Source organism: Macellibacteroides fermentans, from assembly GCF_013409575.1.
Classification (GTDB): Bacteria; Bacteroidota; Bacteroidia; order Bacteroidales; family Tannerellaceae; genus Macellibacteroides; species Macellibacteroides fermentans.
Window position 1 is genome coordinate 646506 of record NZ_JACCCY010000002.1, and the last position, 24732, is coordinate 671237.

General features: G+C 42.4%; 20 protein-coding genes and 1 pseudogene. 8 read left to right on the top strand and 13 right to left on the bottom strand.

The annotated features are described in order from the left end of the window. Positions 1-194: 194 nt before the first annotated feature. On the bottom strand, positions 195-1643 hold the full coding sequence (locus tag F5613_RS07675; protein WP_179399309.1) for an IS1182 family transposase: 1449 nt from the start codon (positions 1641-1643) through the stop codon (positions 195-197). 66 nt (positions 1644-1709) lie between these two features. Continuing rightward, positions 1710-2048, bottom strand: coding sequence for a hypothetical protein (locus F5613_RS07680; protein ID WP_179399310.1), 339 nt, complete (start codon positions 2046-2048; stop codon positions 1710-1712). Positions 2049-2204: 156 nt separating this feature from the next. Between F5613_RS07680 and ltrA the strand changes: the two are divergent. After that, positions 2205-3611 (top strand): annotated as a pseudogene (ltrA, locus tag F5613_RS07685) (group II intron reverse transcriptase/maturase). Positions 3612-3732: 121 nt separating this feature from the next. Here the strand turns inward: ltrA and F5613_RS07690 are convergent. From F5613_RS07690 to F5613_RS07700, 3 genes are all read right to left on the bottom strand, one after another. Beyond that, positions 3733-6060 (bottom strand): glycoside hydrolase family 20 protein, encoded by a 2328-nt coding sequence (locus tag F5613_RS07690; RefSeq protein WP_179399311.1) that lies wholly within the window; start codon positions 6058-6060, stop codon positions 3733-3735. 143 nt (positions 6061-6203) lie between these two features. Further along, complete coding sequence (locus tag F5613_RS07695; protein ID WP_179399312.1) at positions 6204-7466, bottom strand: OmpA family protein; 1263 nt, start codon at positions 7464-7466, stop codon at positions 6204-6206. Positions 7467-7547: 81 nt separating this feature from the next. Next, positions 7548-8357 carry an AraC family transcriptional regulator gene (locus F5613_RS07700; protein WP_179399313.1) on the bottom strand — a complete coding sequence of 270 codons (810 nt, stop codon included), beginning with the start codon at positions 8355-8357 and terminating at the stop codon, positions 7548-7550. A gap of 148 nt (positions 8358-8505) precedes the next feature. Here F5613_RS07700 and F5613_RS07705 point away from each other — a divergent pair, with 148 nt between their 5' ends. Then, positions 8506-8832 (top strand): hypothetical protein, encoded by a 327-nt coding sequence (locus F5613_RS07705; RefSeq protein WP_179399314.1) that lies wholly within the window; start codon positions 8506-8508, stop codon positions 8830-8832. Here the strand turns inward: F5613_RS07705 and F5613_RS07710 are convergent. Next, the gene (locus F5613_RS07710) at positions 8823-9602 is read right to left on the bottom strand and encodes a glycoside hydrolase family 16 protein (protein ID WP_179399315.1); all 780 of its coding nucleotides are present in this window, start codon (positions 9600-9602) and stop codon (positions 8823-8825) included. The two genes, F5613_RS07705 and F5613_RS07710, sit on opposite strands and share 10 nt — an antisense overlap. Positions 9603-9776: 174 nt before the next feature. Here F5613_RS07710 and F5613_RS07715 point away from each other — a divergent pair, with 174 nt between their 5' ends. After that, positions 9777-10694 (top strand): hypothetical protein, encoded by a 918-nt coding sequence (locus F5613_RS07715; RefSeq protein WP_079681911.1) that lies wholly within the window; start codon positions 9777-9779, stop codon positions 10692-10694. Between the two features lie 760 nt (positions 10695-11454). On the opposite strand, the gene F5613_RS07720 is transcribed toward F5613_RS07715, so the two are convergent. The 4 genes from F5613_RS07720 to F5613_RS07735 form a co-directional block, all read right to left on the bottom strand. Further along, positions 11455-12456, bottom strand: a complete 1002-nt coding sequence (locus F5613_RS07720) for a GGGtGRT protein (protein WP_079681912.1) — start codon at positions 12454-12456, stop codon at positions 11455-11457. A 53-nt stretch (positions 12457-12509) separates the two neighbouring features. Further along, positions 12510-12692, bottom strand: a complete 183-nt coding sequence (locus F5613_RS07725) for a hypothetical protein (RefSeq protein ID WP_079681913.1) — start codon at positions 12690-12692, stop codon at positions 12510-12512. Next, positions 12685-13377, bottom strand: a complete 693-nt coding sequence (locus F5613_RS07730; RefSeq protein WP_068178307.1) for an iron-sulfur cluster assembly scaffold protein — start codon at positions 13375-13377, stop codon at positions 12685-12687. The genes F5613_RS07725 and F5613_RS07730 overlap by 8 nt, the downstream gene beginning before the upstream one ends. Positions 13378-13509: 132 nt before the next feature. Then, on the bottom strand, positions 13510-14646 hold the full coding sequence (locus F5613_RS07735) for a TlpA disulfide reductase family protein (RefSeq protein ID WP_179399316.1): 1137 nt from the start codon (positions 14644-14646) through the stop codon (positions 13510-13512). A gap of 259 nt (positions 14647-14905) precedes the next feature. Here F5613_RS07735 and F5613_RS07740 point away from each other — a divergent pair, with 259 nt between their 5' ends. Beyond that, positions 14906-16552, top strand: a complete 1647-nt coding sequence (locus F5613_RS07740; protein WP_079681915.1) for a diphosphate--fructose-6-phosphate 1-phosphotransferase — start codon at positions 14906-14908, stop codon at positions 16550-16552. Positions 16553-16778: 226 nt separating this feature from the next. Here the strand turns inward: F5613_RS07740 and F5613_RS07745 are convergent, their stop codons facing one another. Continuing rightward, on the bottom strand, positions 16779-18227 hold the full coding sequence (locus tag F5613_RS07745) for an IS1182 family transposase (RefSeq protein WP_179398641.1): 1449 nt from the start codon (positions 18225-18227) through the stop codon (positions 16779-16781). 149 nt (positions 18228-18376) lie between these two features. Beyond that, entirely contained in the window at positions 18377-20251 is a 1875-nt protein-coding gene (locus F5613_RS07750) for a glycoside hydrolase family 44 protein (RefSeq protein ID WP_179399317.1), read from the bottom strand. Positions 20252-20358: 107 nt separating this feature from the next. Here F5613_RS07750 and F5613_RS07755 point away from each other — a divergent pair, with 107 nt between their 5' ends. The 3 genes from F5613_RS07755 (at position 20359) to dnaB (ending at position 23149) form a co-directional block, all read left to right on the top strand. Beyond that, a complete protein-coding gene (locus F5613_RS07755) occupies positions 20359-20961 on the top strand; it encodes a riboflavin synthase (RefSeq protein WP_068178297.1) in 603 nt (200 codons plus the stop codon). 10 nt (positions 20962-20971) lie between these two features. Next, a complete protein-coding gene (locus F5613_RS07760) occupies positions 20972-21520 on the top strand; it encodes a nitroreductase family protein (protein ID WP_179399318.1) in 549 nt (182 codons plus the stop codon). Between the two features lie 111 nt (positions 21521-21631). Next, complete coding sequence (dnaB, locus tag F5613_RS07765; protein ID WP_179399319.1) at positions 21632-23149, top strand: replicative DNA helicase; 1518 nt, start codon at positions 21632-21634, stop codon at positions 23147-23149. Between the two features lie 30 nt (positions 23150-23179). Here dnaB and F5613_RS07770 read toward each other — a convergent pair whose 3' ends face one another. Further along, positions 23180-23929 carry a Crp/Fnr family transcriptional regulator gene (locus tag F5613_RS07770; RefSeq protein ID WP_246303373.1) on the bottom strand — a complete coding sequence of 250 codons (750 nt, stop codon included), beginning with the start codon at positions 23927-23929 and terminating at the stop codon, positions 23180-23182. Between the two features lie 55 nt (positions 23930-23984). Between F5613_RS07770 and ric the strand changes: the two genes are divergently transcribed. After that, complete coding sequence (gene ric, locus F5613_RS07775) at positions 23985-24701, top strand: iron-sulfur cluster repair di-iron protein (protein WP_179399320.1); 717 nt, start codon at positions 23985-23987, stop codon at positions 24699-24701. Positions 24702-24732 lie beyond the last annotated feature (31 nt).

Sequence of the window (24732 nt, forward strand, 5' to 3'; positions counted from 1 at the left end):
GGGACATTTCCGAGGGCACTGAAAAAGTAGCTTTTTTACGAATATCCTTTTTTATTAGGTCTAAAAAATCAAGGTTGCAAGATTCGGGTGGACAATCCGTTTTCTTGCAACCTTTTTGATGAAATAGCTTTTTATAGTGAATAGAGCCTTCAACACCTCATTTTCTCAACGATCGGAGGCATAACTGACTCCTCTTAGAGTAATTTCAATATTCTTTTCAGATTTGCGGCGAAGATAGCCATTGCCCCCTGCATCTGCATACATGACAATCCATATGACTGTGCCCTGTCATATCCGTATACTTGTTTGAGTTCTGCGTTTTTCGCTTCTATCTTATAACGCTCTTTGGCTTTCTCTTTAAATCGTTCGGTCTGCTGGAAATCTATTTGGGCTTTCTGCTCATCCGTCTTTATTGGTACGGAATAGGTTTTTGATTTTGCGCCAGGCTTATAACAACCTTCTCTTCTTGCACAGACTTTGCATTTTTCTATATCAAAATAATAAGCATAAGCTTGATTCCAGGCACCATTCTTTTTACCATGTTTAGCTCTGCGTATTGCCATATGTCCTGCGGGGCATACAAACATCCCTGCATCTTTATTATAATCAAATTTGTCCTCTTCTCTGCGGCATCCCTGACTAATAGAGGGATTCAACTTAGAGACCAGCTCAAAATGCTCGTCTTTGGCTTTTTCCAGATTATCTTTCCCTGAATAAGCCGCATCACCTATAACTGTTTCTATATTCATCCCGTTAGCACGGCTTTGTTCCACTAATGCTGGAAGCTGAAGACCATCGCTCTTTTCTCCGGAAGTTATCACTGCTGCCGTTATAATACGCTCTTCACTCATGGCAATATGGGTTTTATATCCAAAGAAAGAGCTGTCTTCTGATTTGTGACCGATACGGGCATCCTGGTCTTGAGAAACGGTATAATGATCGGCTATATCTTCCAAGGTCTCTTTAAGCAGGTTCAGTTTTTCTTTTACTTTAGGCAAGCACACCAGAGTAACCTTGTCTTTCAGACTGTCAATCAATGATTGTGTGTAGGTGAGTTCGTGTTCCAACATATCATCTTCATTCTTTGCTGGCAATGAGTTTTTAATTGTTTCATCTGTTTCATAAAGGGATTTACGTAACTGTTTAGAACGCAACTTTAATACTTCTATTGGGGAATGGGGATTGGAACGGGAACCTGTATGCGTGGCATCCACTATGATGGAGGCTGATTTTATAATACCCTTCTCAATGGCTAAGATAACCGTTTTTTCGATAAGTAGATTCAAGAGATCCATGTCCTTAAGCCGGAGTTTGCGAAATTTACATAGCGAACTGGGATCTATTACATCATCCTCTGGAACCATACCCAAAAAGTATTTGAAAGACATATCATACCGGGAACGTTCCACTACGTCAACATCAGAAAGGTCGTAGACGGTTTTTAATAAAAGATATTTGAACATACGAACTGGACTTTCCGCTGTGCGCCCATTTTCCAAACTATACTTGGACACTAATTCTTTGTAAACAAATGTAAAGTCAATCAGCATGTTGATCCGACGAAGAAGATTATCCTGAGGAATAATCAGATCGTAAAGATCTAAGTGGTTACTGAAAGCCAGACGGTCTTGTTGTGCGAGCATAGTCATTCTTCTTTTATGACTCTAAGATACAAAATAAAACGGCATAAATCCAACTTTAGGTCAGATTTATACCGTTCTGTTTTTGTTAAAAAGAGGGAAAGCTACTTTTTCAGTGCCCTCACATTTCCCCTCCTCTTTTCTATTGTTCGCCCAGCACGAACGTATTCTAACGGGTGTAAGTCCCCAACGCACCCTAACAGCGGGAAGCGTCCAGCCAACGACAAGGGTGTTCATCGCGAGGTGTAATCTGAAGGAAGTCTTCGGCAAAGATCTGGCCTGACGAACAGAAACTTGATACCAAGGCTCACGAGTGTGGATTAGTTTGCAATACAAAACAAAGTCCGATAGCTGTTCGGAACACTTGGAGTAAATCAAGCAGGTATAAGATTGAAAGAATACGTCCATAACTGGGGAGGTCTCACGGGCGAGGTCATCCGAGCAGTAACAACGAACCGTGAGAAGTCAGCAGAGGTCATAGTAGCCGGGCAAGGAAAAAAAAACATCGACAACCTGGTGAAGGACTGAACTTTAATTAAACTGGAATTATTACATTATTACCAAATGGAAGAAACAATGCAGCAAACAACAGAATCTGTTGGCTGCCATCAGATGAACAGGACGGAATCCGAAGGGTATGATGGAGCGCAGACTTTTATGAGGATAATAGGTGAAAACCTAGTGGAAGTGCAGACAGGCAAAACCAATTTGTTGGAACTTATCCTGAGTCCCGAAAACTTAAATCGATCTTATCGGCAAGTAATAGGGAATGACGGATCCGGAGGCGTCGATAAGATGGGAACGAGCGAACTGTTGCCATACCTGAACCTCCACAAAGACGAATTGATAGAGCAACTACAAAAGGGTAAGTACCGGCCCAATCCGGTCCGTCGTGTCGATATCCCCAAGGACAACGGCAAGGCACGTCAACTCGGTATCCCTACGGTTGTTGACCGGTTCATCCAACAGGCTATAAGCCAAGTGTTGATACCGATATACGAACGAGAGTTCAATGATAACAGTTTTGGCTTCCGCCCAAACCGCAGCGCCCACGATGCGCTGAAACGGGTACAGGAGTATGCTGACAATGGGTATCATTACTGCATAAACCTTGACTTGGAGCGATTCTTCGATACAGTAAACCATAGCAAGCTGATAGAGGTGTTGTCACGAACAATCAAGGATGGACGGGTAATTTCACTTATCCATCACTATCTCAAAGCGGGCGTAATGGTTGCTCATAAGTATGAATCAACCGAGGAGGGAGTTCCTCAAGGCGGTCCTTTAAGCCCGATTCTAAGCAATATCTTGCTGAATGAGCTTGATAAAGAGTTATCGCGCCGAGGTCACCCATTTGTACGCTACGCAGACGATTGTCTGATTTTGGTTAAAAGCAAGCGAGCCACAGAACGAGTACGAGACAGTATATCCACCTATTTAGAGAAGAAACTCTTCCTTAAAGTGAATATGGAAAAGACCATCATTGGAGATGTTCGAGGCATGAAATACCTTGGCTACTCATTCTACTGAAGGTCCAAAGGCAAGTGCGGTCTACGCACCCACCGTACAAGTCAAGAAAAGTTCAAACGCACGCTCAAACAAATAACCAAACGAAACAATGGAAAAGGTTATGCATGGCTAAAGCAACGATTGTCACAATACGTACGAGGCTGGCTAACTTACTACAGTTTAGCAGACATGAACCAATTTATCCAAAAGACGGATGGTTGGTATCGTCGCAGGCTAAGGACGTATATATGGAAGAGTTGGAAGAAAATCAGCACCAAATCACATAATCTCCAGAAATGTGGTATAAACAAACATCAGGCTTGGCAATGGGCTAATACCCGTAAAGGATACTGGCACATAGCCAACAGCTGGGTGCTGCATCGGGCAATTACAGATGAGAGTCTAGACCGAGCAGGTTATCCACAAATAATGAGATTATATCGCCGTCTGCATCGTAATTAAAGAACCGCCGTATGCCGAACGGCATGTACGGTGGTGGGAGAGGTCGGAAAACAAAAGTAGGAAGAAAACTACTTTTGTTTTCCTCCTACTCGATTATCAGAAACCTCCTTCAAAAGTGTTTTTAAAGAATCTCTATCTCGTCAACAAAAATAAAGGCCGGATTGCCTGCACCTCCGTGCCATGATGGTAAGTTTACCTTCTTGATTGTTACCTGTACATATTTAGCCTTAACGGAAGTGAAGTCAATTTCATGCACAAATAGTCCGTCTTTATCAGCCATCTGCATTTCGGGTAATTCCTCTTTACCCACTTCGCGGAAAGTCTTGCCATCGTCCGAAACGCTTACATAAGCCTGACGTGCATCCATAATCCAATCGCCTTTCACTACATTTGTTGCGAAGCGAATCTTGCTGATTTCGGTAGCCTCTTTCAAATCAAAAGTCGCCACGATGTCTTTTCCCTGAAAGCCCAGCCAACGCCCCGTTTTGTAGTTGCCATTTCCTTTTATTCCGTCGTTTAGTACCGGAGCTCCGTTAAAGCTGTACCCTTTGCTGGGTTCCTCAGTCAGGACAATGGGTTTCATGGTGCCTTTAGAGAAATATATTTTCTCTTCGTAAACCCGGCTTTCGCCCGACGAACGGATTACCCTGGCCTGGAAGTGTGTATCAGTCTTTATCTGAACCGGAGTTTCGTATTTGTTGCTTTTTACGCTGGGTACACTTCCATCCGTTGTATAATATATCTCGCCATCGCCTAACGTTGATAAGCTGATAATAAGACTACCGCTTTCAGTGTCTGTCTTTAATTCGGCATTCACATCAAAAAGATGTTTGGCAAAATTGTATCCGTTCAGAATGTAATGATCTATAAGCTTTACACAACGGTTCAGGAAGGATTGATAATCCTTCTTTTCCTTTGCAGACCACTGAACTTCTGCCAGAGCAGCTAAACGGGGGAGAGTCATGTATTGAGCCTGTGCATAAGTAGGGATGTATTCTGTCCACAAGTTAGCCTGGGCACCGATAATATATTTTTGTTCCTCTTCTGTAAGCACATCCGGAACAGGTTCGAAATTGTATACCTTTTCAAGCGACGAGAATCCTCCGATAGCCAAAGGTTCGTTGTCCGTGTCGGTCGATTGATAGTGGTCAAAATAGACATGAGAAGAGGGTGTCATAATCACATCGTGGTGCTGTTGTGCTGACTGGATACCACCATCCATACTACGCCAGCTCATAACCGTTGCATTGGGGGCCAGGCCTCCTTCCAGAATCTCGTCCCATCCGATAATGTGACGACCTTTACTTTCCACAAATTTTTCCATCCTTGAAATTACGTAGCTTTGAAGGTAAGCTTCGGCACTATGTAGTTTGTCGGCTTTAATATTTTCTGCTTTGATACGAGCCTGACACTTCGGACAGCTCTCCCAGCGAACTTTCGGACATTCGTCGCCACCGATGTGGATGTATTCGGAGGGAAATATATCAATAACCTCCGCCAAGACATCCTCCAGGAAGGTCAACGCCTGATCGTTACCGGCACAAATCACATTTTCAGAAACTCCCCATTGCGTCCATACTTCGTATGGGCCGCCTGAACATCCGAATTCCGGGTACGAGGCGAGTGCTGCCTGCTGATGACCTGGAAGGTCTATTTCCGGAACTATGGTGATAAAACGTTCGCCGGCATATTTAACAAGCTCTTTTAGCTGTTCCTGCGTATAATATCCCTCGTACGGTTTTCCATCGTACTCGCCTGTATTTCTGCCTATCACTGTTTCTTTTCTTTTAGAACCAATTTCAGTAAGCTTTGGGTATTTTTTAATTTCAATACGCCAGCCCTGATCGTCTGTAAGGTGCATGTGTAAGCGGTTCACATTGTGTAAGGCCAACAGGTCGATGTAGTTTTTTACAGAGTCTACCGGTTGGAAGTGACGGCTTACGTCCAGCATCATACCGCGATAAGAAAAACGTGGATAATCGCTAATCTTTACGGCTGCCAGTTCTACGTCTTTTTTACCACCTGTAGCAGGAATGGATTTGCGCAGCGTCTGTACACCATAAAAAACACCCGCTGGAGTAGAGCCGGCAATACGTACTCCATCGGCAGAAACCGTTAATTCGTACCCTTCTTTATTAGAGATACTCTCGTCTATGACTAATGAAATAGCCTGTGCAGATTCTGTACTGCTTACTTTTAGTTTATTTCCTGTGCTGGTTTCGATATATCCTGCCAGAAAATTGGCAACCTTTTCCATCTGGGCATTGTCTGCAGGGAAATGAATAGTCGTAGCAGAAGTAAGCTTGAAGGCCGACTGATTATCGGCCACTATCTCCCTGGGCATAGGGATGACTTGATAATCAGCTTTTACCACTTGTCTTTCCTGACAAGATAACAAGGTAGCGATGCTACACAAAAACAGCATACCTGTTTTAGTAAGTCTCAACATAAATTGTTTGTGTTTTTATTATTAGTAAAAAAATAGCTAATGGCTTAAAAGTTCGGGAAAGCCTTAGAACAAGAACTTTCCCGAATCTGGTGTAAAAATACTAAATAATGCCGAACCGACAAACAGGTTGGCGTAGCTTGCTATCACAGTTTTGTAATTTCCACCCTTCTGTTAGTAGCTTTATTGGCCGGAGTGTCGTTTGGCGAGATAGGAATGTTTTCGCCGGCACCGGCCGTTTGCATACGGGCGGTTTCAATACCAAAACCGGTTGATAGTTGCTTTTTAACTGCATCGGCTCTAAGTTTGGATAATTCGAGGTTGGCTGCGGCATCGCCATCACTGTCTGTGTGACCTTCAATCTTGATTTTGATATCCGGATTCTCTTTCAATACATCAGCAATACTTTTCAGCGTGCCGTAGGACTCGGGTTTTATGTCTGCTTTGTTAACATCAAAAGTGATTCCGTAGGTTACCAGTTTCCCTTCGGTTATTAGTTTACTGCGGGTATCCGAAGCAGCCGTTGTGATTTTAAGGTTACTTACATACGGGCTGCTATGTCTGTCCCATCCCGAAAAACGAAGTCTGTCGAATTTGGTTTCGGGATAAATATTTGTAGGTGCATCCAGTACTTTGGCCCCCTGATGGTATATTCTTACCCTTCGTTTCTGTATCCATACAATAACATGGTTCAGCTCTTCCTGTATAACCGGATTACGCGATGCGTTGCCTGTAAGCCAGTCTTTATCTGTATGGTATCCTTTGGTCTCCCATCCATCTTTTTTAGGAACAATTTGTATTCCTCCTATTCCGGGATAAAGGTTGTCGTTCAGCTCTTTCGGATCAGACTTATCCTCTTGGTAAAGAGTTAACTCGATGCCATAATCGAATTGATTGTCGGGTATAAGATCGAATTCTATAATGAAATTATCCGGAAATTCAATCTCCTTCATGTAACAGTATACCGCATCTTCGCCATTCAGATGCAGCCATCTGCCGGGAGCAATGTTTACGGTTTTAACTTCGCCGGATCCATTGGAGGTCCACTGTGCCGGGAAATCACCAATGGCATCTTGCGAGAAGTCTTCAAAATAGAGAATTTTGTTGCCCGGTACAAAATCATATTGAGATGTACCCTCCAGTTTTGTTTGTTTGGCACCGTTTGATGCTTTGCCTTCGTTTGTATCAGATGAATCAGAATTATCCCTGTCGTCCGACTGCTTTACAGCCTTTTCGGCTTTGTCCAACTCTTTGTCGATGGCGTTTTCTGTATTTTGCTCTATACGCTCTTCAACATTTTCTACAGTTTTCTCTTTTACTTTTTTCCCCATCTTTTCCAACCAGCCCTGGGCGTTGGCCTGTAATCCGGAAAGAATACAAATACCTGCTACTAAAATAAATCGTTTCATAAGCGTAAAATTGGGTTCAACCTTATTGTTTAGCTAAGTAAAGCACTTAATCTAATCTAAAATTGTAAAAAAACGACAAAATCAGGAATTCCCGTCGCCCTTGCCACTGATAATCTGCAGGTGTTGTAAATTACGCTTAAAGAAGTAAGAGGGTGTTTCGCCAATGATATCCTTGAAGTCTTTAATAAAATGACTCTGGTCAAAAAAATGGCCGTCAAATACAAGGTCTTGGTAGTCTAGTACATGTTCTGTACGTATTTTATCCCAAAGGTAATTGAAACGAACAATGCGCATCAGTGTTTTGGGTGATACGCCCAGCCGGTGTATAAAATTACGCTCGATGGTACGTGGACTTCCTCCGCATGTTTCGATAAGATATTTCAGCGGTGTATTGATTGCATGGTTTACAATCTCTTCATATAACTTGTCTATGGCATCTGGAATATAGGGAGCCGGAAATGAATGGTTTATGTACGATTGAAAAAGAGCAACTCTTTGGGTGAAGGTTGAACAATTTTTTAACTGTTCCCAAATAGGATATTGCTGGTTGTTAGGTAAGCTGATGCTGTGTTTTGAAACCGGATCCATATCGAGATTGTATAACCTGGAAAGTACGGTTGGCTTGCAAATAACAATAAAACTATCCAGATTGCCCTGAATGCACATTTGTAATGCCCGGCGTTGAATGGAGGCTATAAAGAACGGTTCAAGCACGTAGTTGCTGCCATCACGTAGTATCGGCCTGTCACCAAAATGAAATACAAAGGCTGCATCGTGCCGGGGTGCAAATTTTTCTTCTATAGCAGTTGCTCCCCCAAATTGAAGATGCAAATATTTTTGTATCATCCAGCGATCATTCTTGTCAACTATGTATTCTTCAGAATGAAACATGGCAGACCTGGTTTTTATTAGTACAGGTAAAGATAAACAAAAAATAATACTAAAATTACTATTTACTTCTTTTATTGATGTAAATTATATAGTTTTGTAAACTAATAATTATAACCACTTTAAGACAATGAGATTTGTACGAGTTATTATGAGTAAAACCTTTATGTTGCCCGACGACATAATTGGAATAACGTTTTTCCCATTTATCATCATGCGGAAATCCTATTTTGACGAAATGCCCGAAGGTGTAAAGACGATGATGATAAATCACGAAAAGATTCATGTTGCCCAACAAAAAGAGATGCTGGTTGTGTTTTTCTATCTATGGTATTTTATTGAATGGGCCATCCGGCTGTTGAATAGGCAGCCCCATGCTTACCGTAATATATCGTTCGAAGCCGAATGTTATGCCCACCAGAAAAATCCTGAATATCTAAAGACCCGTAAACGTTGGGCCTTTATGGATTATCTGTAATACCTTACCCAGTCTATTTTCATTTCGACAGGAAGCTGTTTCGGATCTACTTCTCCAACCCACGTACCTCCTAATTGCATGTCAAGCAGCAAATAGAAAGGTTTCCCAAAGGGATACTGACCCTCTTTGTCGTTGTTCAGATTGGGATACGAAAATGTATGTATATCGTTTATGGAGAAGATCAGACTGTCCGGGGTGATCTCTACGGCATATGTGTTGTATCCGTTTGGATCGATTTTTCCGGTACTTCCGTTTTTAGGTTCTTTTATACCTAATACATACGTGTAGTTTGTATGAATGGTCTGGTATGCTATTTCGTCGTGATTCAGTCGTTCCATAATATCTATCTCGCCACCAAAAGGCCATTTACCATCTTGCGGTAACATCCAAAAGGCAGGCCAGGCACCTTTTGCTCCTTGTAGTTTGGCGCGTATTTCTACTTTGCCATAGGTAAAGGTTACTTTATCTTTGGTATATAAACCTCCTGTCAGGTATGGAGCCGTATCGTTTGGTAGGGTGTAGTTGTTGATTCCCCTAAGAATCAGGTTGCCATCGGATACCTGGTAGAGAGAGTCGAAATCAGACATGTAATTGTTCCAGTCGGATGTGCCTCGGGGGATCTTGCTCCAGCTTTTTGTGTCAAACCCATTGGTTTGGTCAAAATTTTCTTCCCAAACTAATTTTAGTACGCGGGTTTCGTCATCTTTGTCGCACGAAATTCCAGGAATTGCACACAGCAAAAGGAATAACCAAATTAAGTTCTTTTTCATGTTTTTGTGTTTTATAATGTTAGATCGTTGTTTCGGATTCATGGGGCAAACTCCGAATTGCGGTAAATATACAGTTTATTTTAGATTTATGGAATCTTGTAGGGGATAAATTGGGTTAGTAAGTTATTTGTGCTTATCTTTGATCAGTTATTATTAATCAAAACTTTAATAGAAATGTTTCAGGATTTAAAGAATTATGTAAATGAGTACCTCTATAATAAAGAGGTGTTGGGTGTTTCTCCTTCGCTGGAAGAGTTTAAACGTTTGCTGACTATGTCAATTATTAAGGAGTGTAATTCTGGAATTGAAGTATATGAGGGTTACTCTCCCAGGGAAATTACACTGATGTTATACTCACCTTTCGAGTCCGATTGTCCGGTTCAGTTAAATAAACTTTCGTCGGAAGAATATGCAATGATTCCAATTTTTAGGCAGGTTAAGCGACTTATGGAAGTTATTGAAGAAAAAAAAGAATTAAAACTCACTGCCAAAGGAAATTTACCGGTTAAAATTGTAAAAGAATTGTATTCTCTAGGTATATCTGATGATTTTATAGAAGCAGGTATATACAAATTGGCTAAAGAGCAAGATTCGAAGAGGGTTCGAATTGTGAGAATCCTGGCCCATTCAGCAGGCTTAATCAAGAAAAGGAAAGGGGTACTTTCTCTTACTGTTGAAGGAGTTCGCAACTTAAAAGACGATTCCTTGTTATTAAAGACCTTAATTGGAGCTTTCTGTAGAAAGATTGACTGGGAGATCTTAGATTTTATGAACATATATGGCGATATTATTCGAATTGAGGTTGCGTTTTCAATTGTTTTACTGGCTCGTTATGGAACGGAAAAGCGTATTGAACAATTTTATGCGGTGAAAAATTACAATGCTTTTCCTCTTTATTTTGAATCACCAGTTAGTGAAGATACATTATGTTGGGATTATAACAATTCTTATAGAGAACGAATAATAAAAGGTTTTATGAAACACTTTGGATTAATAGAATTTGAACCGAGAGAAAAGATGTGTGACTCTATTTATTTACAAAAAACAGCGATTTTTGATAAATTATTCCGAATCATTCCTCCAAAGCAGTAATTGAATTATATCCGAAAAGATACTTCCTTGCGAATAAACTGAGTTTTCGCAAAATGATCTGTCATCCATCATTTTTAGGCCCGGATCCCTTTATTGAAGCGGCTTCTGATGATGACAGATGCCGTGTGACAGATCCCTAGCATCTGTTATCTGTCATCTCTGTTTAAATAGATATATGAACTGATTTCAATCCTATATGATTGGAAATCAGTTCATATATCTTTGAAAAACAGATCCTATATCTTTGAGAAACAATTCATATATCTATGAACAGCAAAAGTCATAATAAACAACACAAAATGTATATACATTTTGAATAAAAAGTACCTGCAAATGAGAACACAAGTACCGAAAAAACTTCCCTTAAGGGAAAAATATTTTTTACTTAAGGGAAGTTTTTTTTATACTTAAGGGAAAATTTTCGTAGATGGGGTATTTGTTTTTAGCTAATACAGTGTAACTTATAAAAAATTGAGTAGACACTTTTTTAAGCGTTAAACTGAAAACATAGTCACCTGCCGGGTTGTATTATTGGTCTTTCTTTAGCCATCTCTTACCGGCAGGAGTATATAAAAATATCAAAAATATTAAAGCGGGAATCCCGATCATTAATAGTACACCAGTAGCAGCATCCATATTTCTTTTTTTATCAATTATTGGTATTCGTAAATGCCAAAAGTATTAATATTTCTGCATATTAAAACAAAAAACTCCTGCAGTCACAATGATTGCAGGAGTTTTTGTATTGTAATTATTCAAATTACTTGTTCATAGCTTGTTCGATGGCTACGGCAACAGCAACGGTAGCACCTACCATTGGGTTGTTACCCATACCAAGGAATCCCATCATTTCTACGTGAGCAGGAACTGATGAAGATCCAGCGAACTGAGCGTCGCCGTGCATACGACCCATAGTATCTGTCATACCGTAAGAAGCAGGACCGGCAGCCATGTTGTCCGGGTGAAGAGTACGACCTGTACCACCACCAGAAGCAACAGAGAAATACTTATGTCCGTTTTCCATACATTCTTTCTTGTATGTTCCTGCAACCGGGTGCTGGAAGCGGGTAGGGTTGGTTGAGTTACCTGTGATAGATACATCAACACCTTCTGCACGCATGATGGCAACACCTTCACGTACATCGTCTGCACCGTAGCATTTTACTTTTGCACGAAGACCTGTAGAATAAGGAGTTTCCTTAACTACGTTCAGGTCGCCTGTGTTATAGTCGAACTGAGTCTGTACATAGGTAAAACCATTGATACGAGAGATAATCATAGCAGCGTCTTTTCCTAAACCGTTCAGGATAACGCGCAATGGTTCTTTACGTACCTTATTTGCCATTTCGGCGATTTTGATTGCACCTTCGGCAGCTGCGAATGATTCGTGACCGGCAAGGAATGCAAAACATTTTGTTTCTTCGCGAAGCAAACGTGCACCCAGGTTACCGTGACCGATACCTACTTTGCGGTCGTCGGCAACAGAACCTTTGATACAGAATGACTGCAGACCGATACCGATAGCTTCTGCTGCGTCGGCTGCATTTTTACAACCTTTCTTGATTGCGATTGCTGCACCTACAACGTAAGCCCATGCTGCATTTTCAAAACAGATTGGTTGTGTTTCCTTACACATGGTATAAGGATCGATACCGGCAGCATCGCAGATAGCTTTTGCTTCGTCGATGTCTTTGATATCGTATTGGTTTAATACCGCGTTGATGTTATCGATACGACGGTCATAACTTTCAAATAAAGCCATAATGATATTGTCTTTAAATTTTTTTACCTTGTTGTTGTTTAGCTATTTGTAAGCTACTTTTTAAAGTTTTTGCTTACAAAGAATAAGGATAGAAGAAGGTTGATAATAATCACGCCTCCACAGCACGCCAGATAAAATGCTTTCCAGGGTGGTAACACCATGTAGCAGATTACAGAAGCAATCACAATGATTACAATAAGCCCGATGAGGACACGCTGTATTATCTTCTTATTCATTACGAGGATCGATGTATTTTACAGCTTCTTTAAAACGACCGTAAGAGCCTTTCGCTTTTTCTAGCGCTTCATTGGCTTCAACACCTTTCTTCACCATTTCCATAAACTTGCCAAGGTGAACAAATTCGTAACCGATAACTTCGTCATTTGCATCAAGGGCCATGCGGGTGCAATAACCTTCAGCCATTTCAAGGTAACGGGTTCCTTTCGCCAAAGTTCCGTACATAGTACCAACCTGGCTACGCAGACCTTTACCTAAGTCTTCAAGACCTGCTCCGATAGGAAGACCGTCTTCAGAGAAAGCCGACTGAGTACGTCCGTAAACGATCTGCAGGAACAATTCGCGCATGGCGGTATTGATCGCATCGCAAACTAAGTCTGTGTTCAGGGCTTCAAGGATTGTTTTACCCGGAAGAATTTCAGATGCCATAGCAGCAGAGTGAGTCATACCCGAACAACCGATCGTTTCGATTAGGGCTTCCTGGATGATTCCTTCTTTTACATTCAGCGTAAGCTTACAGCTACCCTGTTGAGGTGCACACCAGCCAACACCGTGTGTTAAACCTGAAATGTCACTGATTTCTTTGGATCTAACCCATTTTCCTTCTTCAGGAATTGGAGCAGACGGATGGTTAGCTCCCTTTTTTACAACACACATGTGTTGTACTTCATGTGAATAAATCATAATCGCTAATTTATTATAATATAAGATAATTATAAATACCTTACGTAAGTGTTTTTAAGTTAGACGTTGCAAAAGTAGTTGTTTTTTCGACATCATGCAATAAAAAAGGGAGGCTGCCCTCCCTTTTTTTAATTACTTTATCAGCTCTGCCAATTTAGTGTTAAGTTCTTCGCCATGCAAGTTCTTTGCGAGTATAGTTCCGTCTTTATCAACCAATACGGTATGAGGAATACTGTTTACGCCATAAAGGGCGGCTCCTTCTGATTCCCAGAATTTAAGATCGGATAATTGCTTCCATTCCATATGCATGTTTTTTACTCCTTCCACCCAGGCGTCTTTATCTTTATCCAATGAAACACCTACAATTTCGAAGCCTTTTTTGTTATACTTTTTATAAAGTTCAACCAATGCAGGCATCTCTTTGCGGCAGGGAGGGCACCAAGATGCCCAGAAGTCGATCAACACGATTTTACCCTGACCAACATACTCGGACAGCTTGTGCATGTTGCCTTCCATATCGGCCATTTCGAAGTCGGTGAATTTCTGGCCTACGGCAACCTTGCCTAATACCTCAAGTCTGGCTATTACGCGGTCGATACCCGGCACGGCTTTAAAGGTGGAATCGGCTTTAGCAATAATTTCCTGTTGTACGGCTTCGTCCAGATAAGAGCTGAACGAACGGAATACGTATGCTCCGGATAGTTTGGTTGGGTTCTCACTGGCATATTTTCCAGCAAAATCAAGTCGGCGATTGAAAAGGGCTTCCGATTTCTTTTCTACTTCAGCTTTGGCTTCAGCAGTAAGGCTGTCGAAGTTACCGATGCTGCTTGCGAAAGCAACCTCTTCAGCATTTATTTTTTCCATTTCAGTTGTAAATGCCTGAATGGCTTCGTTTTCAATAGTTCCGGCAACCACAGATACGGTGTCGAGAGTAACAAGAATAGGAGCATTCTCAAGAACAATAGTTGCAGAATAAGGACGGTTTTGTCCCGGTCCGGTCTGACGTGGAGAGATGCTTTCCATATCGGCCTGACTGAAACGGATCACACGAAGGGCAGGAGAGGCCTGATCACCTTTAAAAAGAAATGCACCCTCTTGAACAAGAGCACTATCCAATGGTGCGGCATCACGTACTCCAAACTCATACATATACACATACTTTCCGTTAAAGTCGGCGCCGGCTACCTTACCGGTAAGCTGATAAGAGGGTTTGGTACTGCAGCTGATCAGTGCAATTGCAGAAGCTGCCAGGAAAAGGAATTTTTTCATATACTGTGTTTTTTTAATAAATAAAGCGAATCCATATACATAAGATGCGAAGATAATGGATTTGCCGGTTACTTCCCTTTGTTTTACCTTAAAAAGATTTAAGAACTGAATAATTGTGCAGTATGGATTGGCATGTGCTTTCGTATTTCAATAAATAATGCGATATTTGCATCGTATTACTACTTAGGCAGTGTAAAATGAAAAATGCTGCCTTATGAGCGACTCAAATGATAAGTTTCTATATAAATCAGATTAAGAAATGACAAAAAGTGCATTACAAATTGCAAGAGCAGCTTACCAGCCAAAGGTGCCTGCTGCTTTGAAAGGTGCTGTTAAGGCCGTAGAAGGTGCTTACACACAATCAGTTGCCGATCAGGATGAGGTGAAAAAATTATTCCCCAATACCTATGGTATGCCTGTGGTTACTTTCGAAAAGACAAGTAGTCCAAAAGCGATGCCTGCCATCAACGCAGGTGTAATTCTTTCTGGTGGTCAGGCTCCGGGCGGACACAACGTAATAGCTGGTATCTTCGACGGATTGAAGTCGTTGAACAAGGATTCACGTTTGTTCGGTTTCATTTTGGGTCCCGGTGGATTGGTTGACCACAATTACATGGAACTTACTGCCGATATCATTGACGAATACCGTAACACCGGTGGTTTTGATATGATCGGTTCTGGTCGTACCAAACTGGAAGCAAAAGAGCAGTTTGATAAAGGTCTTGAAATTCTGAAGGAGCTTGACATCAAAGCGCTGGTAATTATTGGTGGCGACGATTCTAATACAAATGCTTGTGTATTGGCCGAATATTATAAGGCTATCGGTGCAGGTGTACAGGTAATCGGTTGTCCTAAAACGATCGACGGCGACCTTAAGAACGAGCAGATCGAGACCTCTTTTGGTTTTGATACAGCTTGTAAAGTATATTCTGAGGTAATCGGTAATATTCAACGCGACTGTAATTCAGCACGTAAATACTGGCACTTCATTAAATTGATGGGGCGTTCGGCTTCACACATTGCTTTAGAATGTGCTTTGCAGACACAGCCTAACGTATGTATCGTTTCTGAAGAGGTTGAAGCAAAGAATATGTCATTGGACGATGTAATCACACAGGTTGCCGAAGTGGTTGCTAAACGTGCTGCCAACGGAGACAACTTCGGTACAGTGCTGATTCCTGAAGGTTTGGTAGAATTCATTCCTGCCATGAAGCGCCTGATTGCCGAGCTGAGTGACTTCCTTGCTCACCACGAAGATGAGTTCAAATTGATCAAACGTTCTGAACAACGTAACTATATCATCAGCAAGCTGACAAAAGAAAATTCTGAAATCTATGCAAGTCTGCCCGAAGGTGTTGCCCGTCAGCTTACATTGGATCGCGACCCGCACGGAAACGTACAGGTTTCATTGATCGAAACAGAAAAATTGCTGGCCGAAATGGTTGGTACACGTCTTGCTGAATGGAAGAAAGAAGGTAAATATGTTGGTAAGTTTGCTGCACAGGTACACTTCTTCGGTTACGAAGGACGTTGTGCTGCTCCTTCTAACTACGATGCCGACTACTGCTATTCTTTGGGTTATACAGCTTCTTGCCTGATCGCTTCGGGTAAGACTGGTTACATGTCGTCTGTACGTAACACAACTGCTCCGGCCGACCAATGGATTGCCGGTGGTGTGCCCATCACAATGATGATGAACATGGAAAAACGTCACGGAGAAATGAAGCCGGTTATCCAGAAGGCTCTTGTAAAACTTGACGGTGCTCCTTTCAAGACTTTTGCTGCAAAACGCGAAGGTTGGGCACTTACAACCGACTATGTATATCCGGGTCCTATCCAGTACTTTGGTCCAACTGAAGTATGCGACGAGCCTACAAAAACATTGCAATTGGAATTGGCAAAGTAATTTGTATACGGTGCAAATAAAATAGAAAGGGCTTCCTGTAAAGGAGGGCACTGAAAAAGTAGCTTTTTTACGAATATCCTTTTTTATTAGGTCTAAAAAATCAAGGTTGCAAGATTCGGGTGGACAATCCGTTTTCTTGCAACCTTTTTGATGAAATAGCTTTTTATAGTGAATAGAGCCTTCAACACCTCATTTTCTCAACGATCGGAGGCATAACTGACTCCTCTTAGAGTAATTTCAATATTCTTTTCAGATTTGCGGCGAAGATAGCCATTGCCCCCTGCATCTGCATACATGACAATCCATATGACTGTGCCCTGTCATATCCGTATACTTGTTTGAGTTCTGCGTTTTTCGCTTCTATCTTATAACGCTCTTTGGCTTTCTCTTTAAATCGTTCGGTCTGCTGGAAATCTATTTGGGCTTTCTGCTCATCCGTCTTTATTGGTACGGAATAGGTTTTTGATTTTGCGCCAGGCTTATAACAACCTTCTCTTCTTGCACAGACTTTGCATTTTTCTATATCAAAATAATAAGCATAAGCTTGATTCCAGGCACCATTCTTTTTACCATGTTTAGCTCTGCGTATTGCCATATGTCCTGCGGGGCATACAAACATCCCTGCATCTTTATTATAATCAAATTTGTCCTCTTCTCTGCGGCATCCCTGACTAATAGAGGGATTCAACTTAGAGACCAGCTCAAAATGCTCGTCTTTGGCTTTTTCCAGATTATCTTTCCCTGAATAAGCCGCATCACCTATAACTGTTTCTATATTCATCCCGTTAGCACGGCTTTGTTCCACTAATGCTGGAAGCTGAAGACCATCGCCCTTTTCTCCGGAAGTTATCACTGCTGCCGTTATAATACGCTCTTCACTCATGGCAATATGGGTTTTATATCCAAAGAAAGAGCTGTCTTCTGATTTGTGACCGATACGGGCATCCTGGTCTTGAGAAACGGTATAATGATCGGCTATATCTTCCAAGGTCTCTTTAAGCAGGTTCAGTTTTTCTTTTACTTTAGGCAAGCACACCAGAGTAACCTTGTCTTTCAGACTGTCAATCAATGATTGTGTGTAGGTGAGTTCGTGTTCCAACATATCATCTTCATTCTTTGCTGGCAATGAGTTTTTGATTGTTTCATCTGTTTCATAAAGGGATTTACGTAACTGTTTAGAACGCAACTTTAATACTTCTATTGGGGAATGGGGATTGGAACGGGAACCTGTATGCGTGGCATCCACTATGATGGAGGCTGATTTTATAATACCCTTCTCAATGGCTAAGATAACCGTTTTTTCGATAAGTAGATTCAAGAGATCCATGTCCTTAAGCCGGAGTTTGCGAAATTTACATAGCGAACTGGGATCTATTACATCATCCTCTGGAACCATACCCAAAAAGTATTTGAAAGACATATCATACCGGGAACGTTCCACTACGTCAACATCAGAAAGGTCGTAGACGGTTTTTAATAAAAGATATTTGAACATACGAACTGGACTTTCCGCTGTGCGCCCATTTTCCAAACTATACTTGGACACTAATTCTTTGTAAACAAATGTAAAGTCAATCAGCATGTTGATCCGACGAAGAAGATTATCCTGAGGAATAATCAGATCGTAAAGATCTAAGTGGTTACTGAAAGCCAGACGGTCTTGTTGTGCGAGCATAGTCATTCTTCTTTTATGACTCTAAGATACAAAATAAAACGGCATAAATCCAACTTTAGGTCAGATTTATACCGTTCTGTTTTTGTTAAAAAGAGGGAAAGCTACTTTTTCAGTGCCCTCCTGTAAAGGAGGCCCTTTTTTGATTCTACCTATTTGATAATGAACTTCTTTGTTGTTTGATTACCCCATCGGTCCAGAGCCGATAGGATATAAGTTCCTTTTGGATAGTCTGCAACGGAAAAGGTGTGGTTGCCTGGTTCATCTATATTTTGTGTGGCCAGACAGTTCCCTTGCATAGTGAGTATTCGCAGCAAGACGGGTTTTTTGCTCTGCACATGTAATACGTCATTTGCCGGATTAGGGAAAATATAAAAATCGGAATCAGTGTGAGACTCAACATTAATCCCAGTCTGTAATGCTCCTTCAAGTACAAGCGCGTTTACGGAAAGAGGAAGAAGTGACAGGATGTATTCACCCTCTTGTGTGGTTGCAGCAGATTCTTTAACCGCATTCATTTCCCTCGACACGAAGGTTTCGGTCAGCCGGGGCAGATTGCTTAACGTATAAAGCGGTTGTGAACTTCCGGAAGGGATGAAGCTGCCGAATCGTACCCTAACTTTCAGGGTCTCTGTTTCGGAACGGTTTACCAGCTGAACGGAGAGAGAATCGCCACCGGAATTAATGGTGGCATAGGCCGATACCAACTCTTCCCGACTTGATTCGGCCGGGATGGATAGTTTTTTATTGTACCGGGTGTTCAAATGTAGTACCTCATACATGCCTGGTTTCCAGTCCCACGGGGTAAACAGAGTAACACCGTGTTTCATAAATTCGCCTAAATGGGAAGCATACCAGACTGCGGTAACGTTGGCATTGGATGACTGGATGCCTGTTTCGCATAAACCCAGACCGATTCCATGATTTTCTCCAAAATAGGTGGTAAGCCATTGGTTGCAACGGGCAAAGATATATTCTCGTGTGAGGCTGTTGTCCCATCCTCCTTTCAAGGTTTTAATACCGTTGGCTCCGGGATAAACATAGGTTTCGTCAAAGAAGATACGATGCAGCTGCAGAATCTGCCCGGCCTCTGTTTCGGAGGGATAAAAGTGAATGCTAAGAACATCAAGCAACCGGAGCCCTGTCTTCTTCTCTTCTTCAGCACATCTTTTGATGAAATATTCAAGCCAACAATAATGTACTCCGTCAATTTTTGTATCCTGAGCATACTTGAACCATTGCCATTCATTGGCCGTAACCGGACCAACCAACCGGATATCCGGGTCGGCGAGCCGGGCTTTCTTGGCAACTTCAAAATAACGCTGCATAAACTCGTCGGCACTACATTGAACCGGCATGATATCGTCGTGGGTACCATTCCAGATTTCGGGTTCGTTGTCCATACTCCAGAAGCGGGTCTGTTCCTTGCTGATTCCTTTGGTTTTGTACCAGTAATCCAGTATGGCAACCGTAGAATCGGCGTTCCACTGCTGAAGATATAGATCGGGATTACCCTCTTTGGCGGCTTTATTACCTCCTCCGGCATCAGGTATTCCTCCTCCGGCAAGGTTCTGACTTACTCCGCTCCACCAGGCTGAACGGTTATAATCCCAGTCGTTAAAATTAGAGGTGGAGGCAGAGGCCGATTTGCCGATGAGTTGAAAGCCCCACATACTTTGCACCTGTGGTAACCGCCGGGTGAGCGACTCCATTGCATAATCCCAGTCGGCTGTATATACATTGTTATACCAGTCCGGGTGGCTGGTTATCTTCTTACGCCAGTTGTACTTGGTAAGATTATTGCCTCCGCATGAGCGGATCAGGGTGACTCCCGCATCTTCCGTCTGTTTCCAAACAGCCTCGCTAACGGGTTGGGTGGGGTTTGTAGACAGCACATTGTTCATGCCATAGATATAAGGGGAAACAGGCGTGGGTGGTGCACCGGCACGGATATTGATAAGCACCTCTTCTTGTGCCCACGCGAACGAAAAGGGCAATAACAACATTGCCCAAATGGATTTTCTCATTTGATAATACAAATCTGGTTTTTACTCATTTTACTCGCAACAAATGTAGGATTATTCTTCAAATAATTCCGTATCTTTGACTCGATAAACAAAATAAAACCATTGCTATGTTTTCAGGAATTATTGAAGAAGCAGCACAGGTTGTTGCCTTGCAAACAGACAAAGGAAACCTGCACCTTACATTGAAGTGCTCGTTTGTGAACGAATTGAAAATTGACCAGAGTGTGGCGCACAACGGCGTTTGCCTTACAGTGGTGAGCCTTACGGACGACACCTATACGGTTACTGCTATAAAAGAGACGCTTGAACGCTCCAACCTGGGGAAACTTGCCGTTGGAGATAAGGTGAACCTGGAACGCAGTATGATTATGAACGGCCGGTTGGATGGTCATATCGTTCAGGGACATGTGGATCAGACGGCTGTGTGTACCGATGTGAAGGAGGCAGATGGAAGCTGGTACTATACCTTCGAATATGCTTTCGACAAGGAGATGGCACAACAGGGATATATGACGGTTGAGAAAGGATCGGTTTGTGTGAATGGTGTAAGTCTTACGGTTTGCAATTCGCAGGCTAACAGTTTTCAGGTGGCTATCATTCCTTATACACACGACTTTACAAACTTCGGTCAGATCGAGAAGGGGACGGTTGTGAATCTGGAATTCGATATCGTTGGCAAGTACATCAGTAAGATGATGCAATTTAAATAAAGACGGGCTGATGAGAGACTTTCTTTCTTTGGCTTTGCAACGTCAGAGCGACCGGGCTTTTGATTCCTCACGTCCTGTGGAAAAAGAAAAGCTGGAACGCATCCTGGAAGCTGCCCGCATGGCACCTTCGGCGTGCAATGCCCAGCCCTGGCATTTTATTGTGGTAGATGATCCGGAACTGAAAAACCAGGTGGCCGATGCTACTTCAAGTAAGTTGATAGGTATCAACCATTTTACCAAGCAGGCTCCGGTACATATTGTAGTGGTAGAGGAAAGTGTAAATCTTTCATCGGGTTTCGGTAGTCTGGTCAAGGATAAGAAGTTTGCCCATGTGGATATTGGTATCACAGCTGCCCACCTTTGCCTGGCGGCCGAAGATGAAGGATTAGGAACCTGCATAATCGGTTGGTTTAACGAATCCAAGGTGCGTAAACTGCTGAATATTCCTTCGGGTAAACGTGTTTTACTCGATATCGTGGTAGGATATTCGCTACAGCCCGACAGACCTAAAAAACGCAAAGAGAAGGATAAAGTAATCTCATTCAACTCATACGAATAAGAAGGGCGGGCGGATTTATACTCCGCCCTTTCTTTTTATCAGTTAAATGTTACATCGCCCTTTTAATAAAGAAATAAAAAGAGTAATTTTGATCCCCCAAAAGATTTAGAAATGGCAGATAGCAATAAGAATACAGGAAGAGGAAGACAAAAAGCAGCCCCGATACCCGATATGGGACGTTTACAACCCCAGGCAAAAGAGCTTGAAGAGGCTGTTTTGGGTGCGTTGATGCTGGAAAAGGATGCCTATTCCATCATCAGTGAAATATTGAAACCCGAGTGCTTTTATGAAAAGTCGCACGAGATGATTTTTTCAGCGATAGTAGACTTAGTTGCCAGTCAGCGGCCGGTCGACATGCTTACAGTAACGGAACAGCTTAAAAAACGGGGAGAGCTGGATCTTGTAGGCGGACCTTTTTATATTTCGCAGCTTACCAGCAAAGTGGCAAGTAGTGCACATATCGAATACCATGCACGTATCATTGCACAGAAATACCTGGCTCGCGAACTGATCAGCTTTACGGCCCAGGTGCAAGGCAAAGCCTTTGATGAGACGATAGACGTGGAAGATCTGATGCAGGAAGCCGAAGGAAAGCTTTTCGAAATATCTCAGCGTAACGTAAAGAAGGATGTTACCCAAATCAATCCCGTGATAAAGGATGCGTTGGACATGCTTCAGAAAGCAGCCAACCAGAAAGAGGGTCTGAGTGGTCTGCGTACCGGATTCAGTGCCTTGGATAAGATTACTTCCGGTTGGCAGAATTCCGACCTTGTTATTATCGCCGCCCGTCCTGCGATGGGTAAAACAGCCTTTGTCCTTTCTATGGCAAAGAATATGGCTGTAAACTTCAATATTCCTGTTGCCTTGTTTTCGCTTGAAATGAGCAACGTTCAGCTGGTGAATCGTATGATTGTGAACGTTTGTGAGATACCGGGTGAAAAGATCAAAAGCGGACGTCTGGAAAGTTACGAGTGGGAGCAGCTCGACTTTAAAATCAAGGAATTGTATGATGCTCCGGTGTATGTGGATGATACGCCCAGTTTGTCGGTCTTCGAACTCCGTACCAAAGCCCGTCGCCTGGTTCGCGAACATGGAATAAAGATTCTGATTATTGACTACCTTCAGCTGATGAATGCAAGCGGTATGAACTTTGGAAGCCGCGAGCAGGAGGTGAGTATGATCTCACGTTCGCTTAAAGGATTGGCCAAGGAGTTGAATATCCCCATTATTGCCCTTTCTCAGTTGAACCGTGGTGTGGAAAACCGTCAGGGTGCAGAAGGTAAACGTCCGCAGTTGGCCGACTTACGTGAGTCCGGTGCCATCGAGCAGGATGCGGATATGGTTTGCTTTATTCACCGTCCCGAATATTATAAAATTACGGAAGATGAACGGGGTAACTCTTTGATCGGTCTGGCCGAGATTATTGTGGCCAAGCATCGTAACGGTGCCACAGGAGATGTTCGCCTGCGTTTCAAAAGCGAGTTTGCCAAGTTTATGAATGTAGATGAAGACGTGTCGATCCGCGAATTCAGCTCCGGTATGAATGGCGATATGAACGGAATTCCTCCTATTCCTCCTGCCGGAAACGATTTCTTATCAGCCGGAGTAAACAACGAAATGCCTTTCTAAAGGTATTTCGTTCCTAAAAAATGGGAGAGGCTATTCGCAATTTCTCAATTTGTTTTTATCCAGAATGGTTATGGTCCGGGCACTTGCAGTAAGGATGCCCTCATCCTCCAGTTCCGAAATGGAGCGGGCCAGTGATTGTCTGCTTACACCAAACTTCTCCGACAATTCCTGACGCGATTCCTTTATGCGTACTTTCAGTGTATTGTCTTGTGCCATAGAGGCGGAAAGCAGATAGGCGGCTATTTTGCCGCGTAAGGTCTTCAGCGACAGGAACCGTATCTTTTCACTTAAAAAGCGGTTGATGTCTGATATGGAGCGGATAAAATTTAATAAAAGCTTCTCGTTGCTTTGCATGGCTTTTAGAAAGGTGGAACGGCTGACGGAGAATAGTACAACCTCCTTTTCAATAAGAACGTTTACCGGATACACGTTGTGCGTAGCAAACAGGATAGCCGGAGCAACCACCCGCCCGGGACCAATTTTATCGATCTGAACAAATTTACCGGATGATGCAACCATACGGGCAATCAGGTTACCGCTGATCACCACCATCAGATCTTTACATCGGTCGCCGCTAAGAGCCAGAATGTCATCCTTGTTATACCGGTTTATCTTGTAATAAAGATTGTCCAGCAGTCCGGTCAGCTCCTGAGTTGTAAAGCCTGCAAAAAGATCTGACTGCAATAATGTATTTATTTCTTTCTCGTCCATTTTGTTGATTCCTGTTAAAAACCAAAATAATTTCATCAATGTAACATATGTTACTGTTTCAGGGTTCATAATAATCGAACTTTGTATCAACAAAATAGAATTCGTACCCATAAAATTCATACATATGAAAGAGTATAAAAGCATGTCGGTAGGACAGATCGTGGCAGATCGTTTCGATAACGCCACTGTGTTTAAAAAATATGGAATTGATTTTTGCTGCGGAGGCGAGATCTCATTCGCCAAAGCCTGCGAAAAGGCGGGTGTAAGCATGGATGTTTTAATTCAGGAGATGGAACAAACAGGAGCTACGACATCCGAAAGCATCGATTTTAAGAGCTGGCCTCTGGATTTGTTGGTCGACTATGTATTGAAAATCCATCACCGTGGAATTCGCGAGAAAGGTCCCCGGATATCCGAGTTACTCAATAAGGTAGCCAATGTACACGGCGACAATCATCCCGAACTGTTGGAAGTGAAGCATCATTTCTACGAATCGCTGGTTGATTTAAACCAACACCTCGAAAAAGAGGAACAGGTATTGTTCCCTTATATTTATGAGATGGCCGAGGCTAAATTAAACAACCAGCCTCAGGTTGATTTTCATTGTGGCAGTGTGGAATATCCTATATCAGCCATGATGGGAGAGCACGATGCAGAGGGAGAGAGATACCGTCTGATCGCCTCGCTTACCAACAACTATACAGCTCCTGCCGATGCATGCGGCAGTTACCGTCTGCTATTGCAGATGCTGCAACAATTTGAAACAGATTTACATACGCATATACACGTGGAAAATAATATTATTTTTCCACGGGCAATTGAACTTGAGAAGGGTTTTTGATTTTGGTTTTTTGAGTATTAAAGGGTGGTTA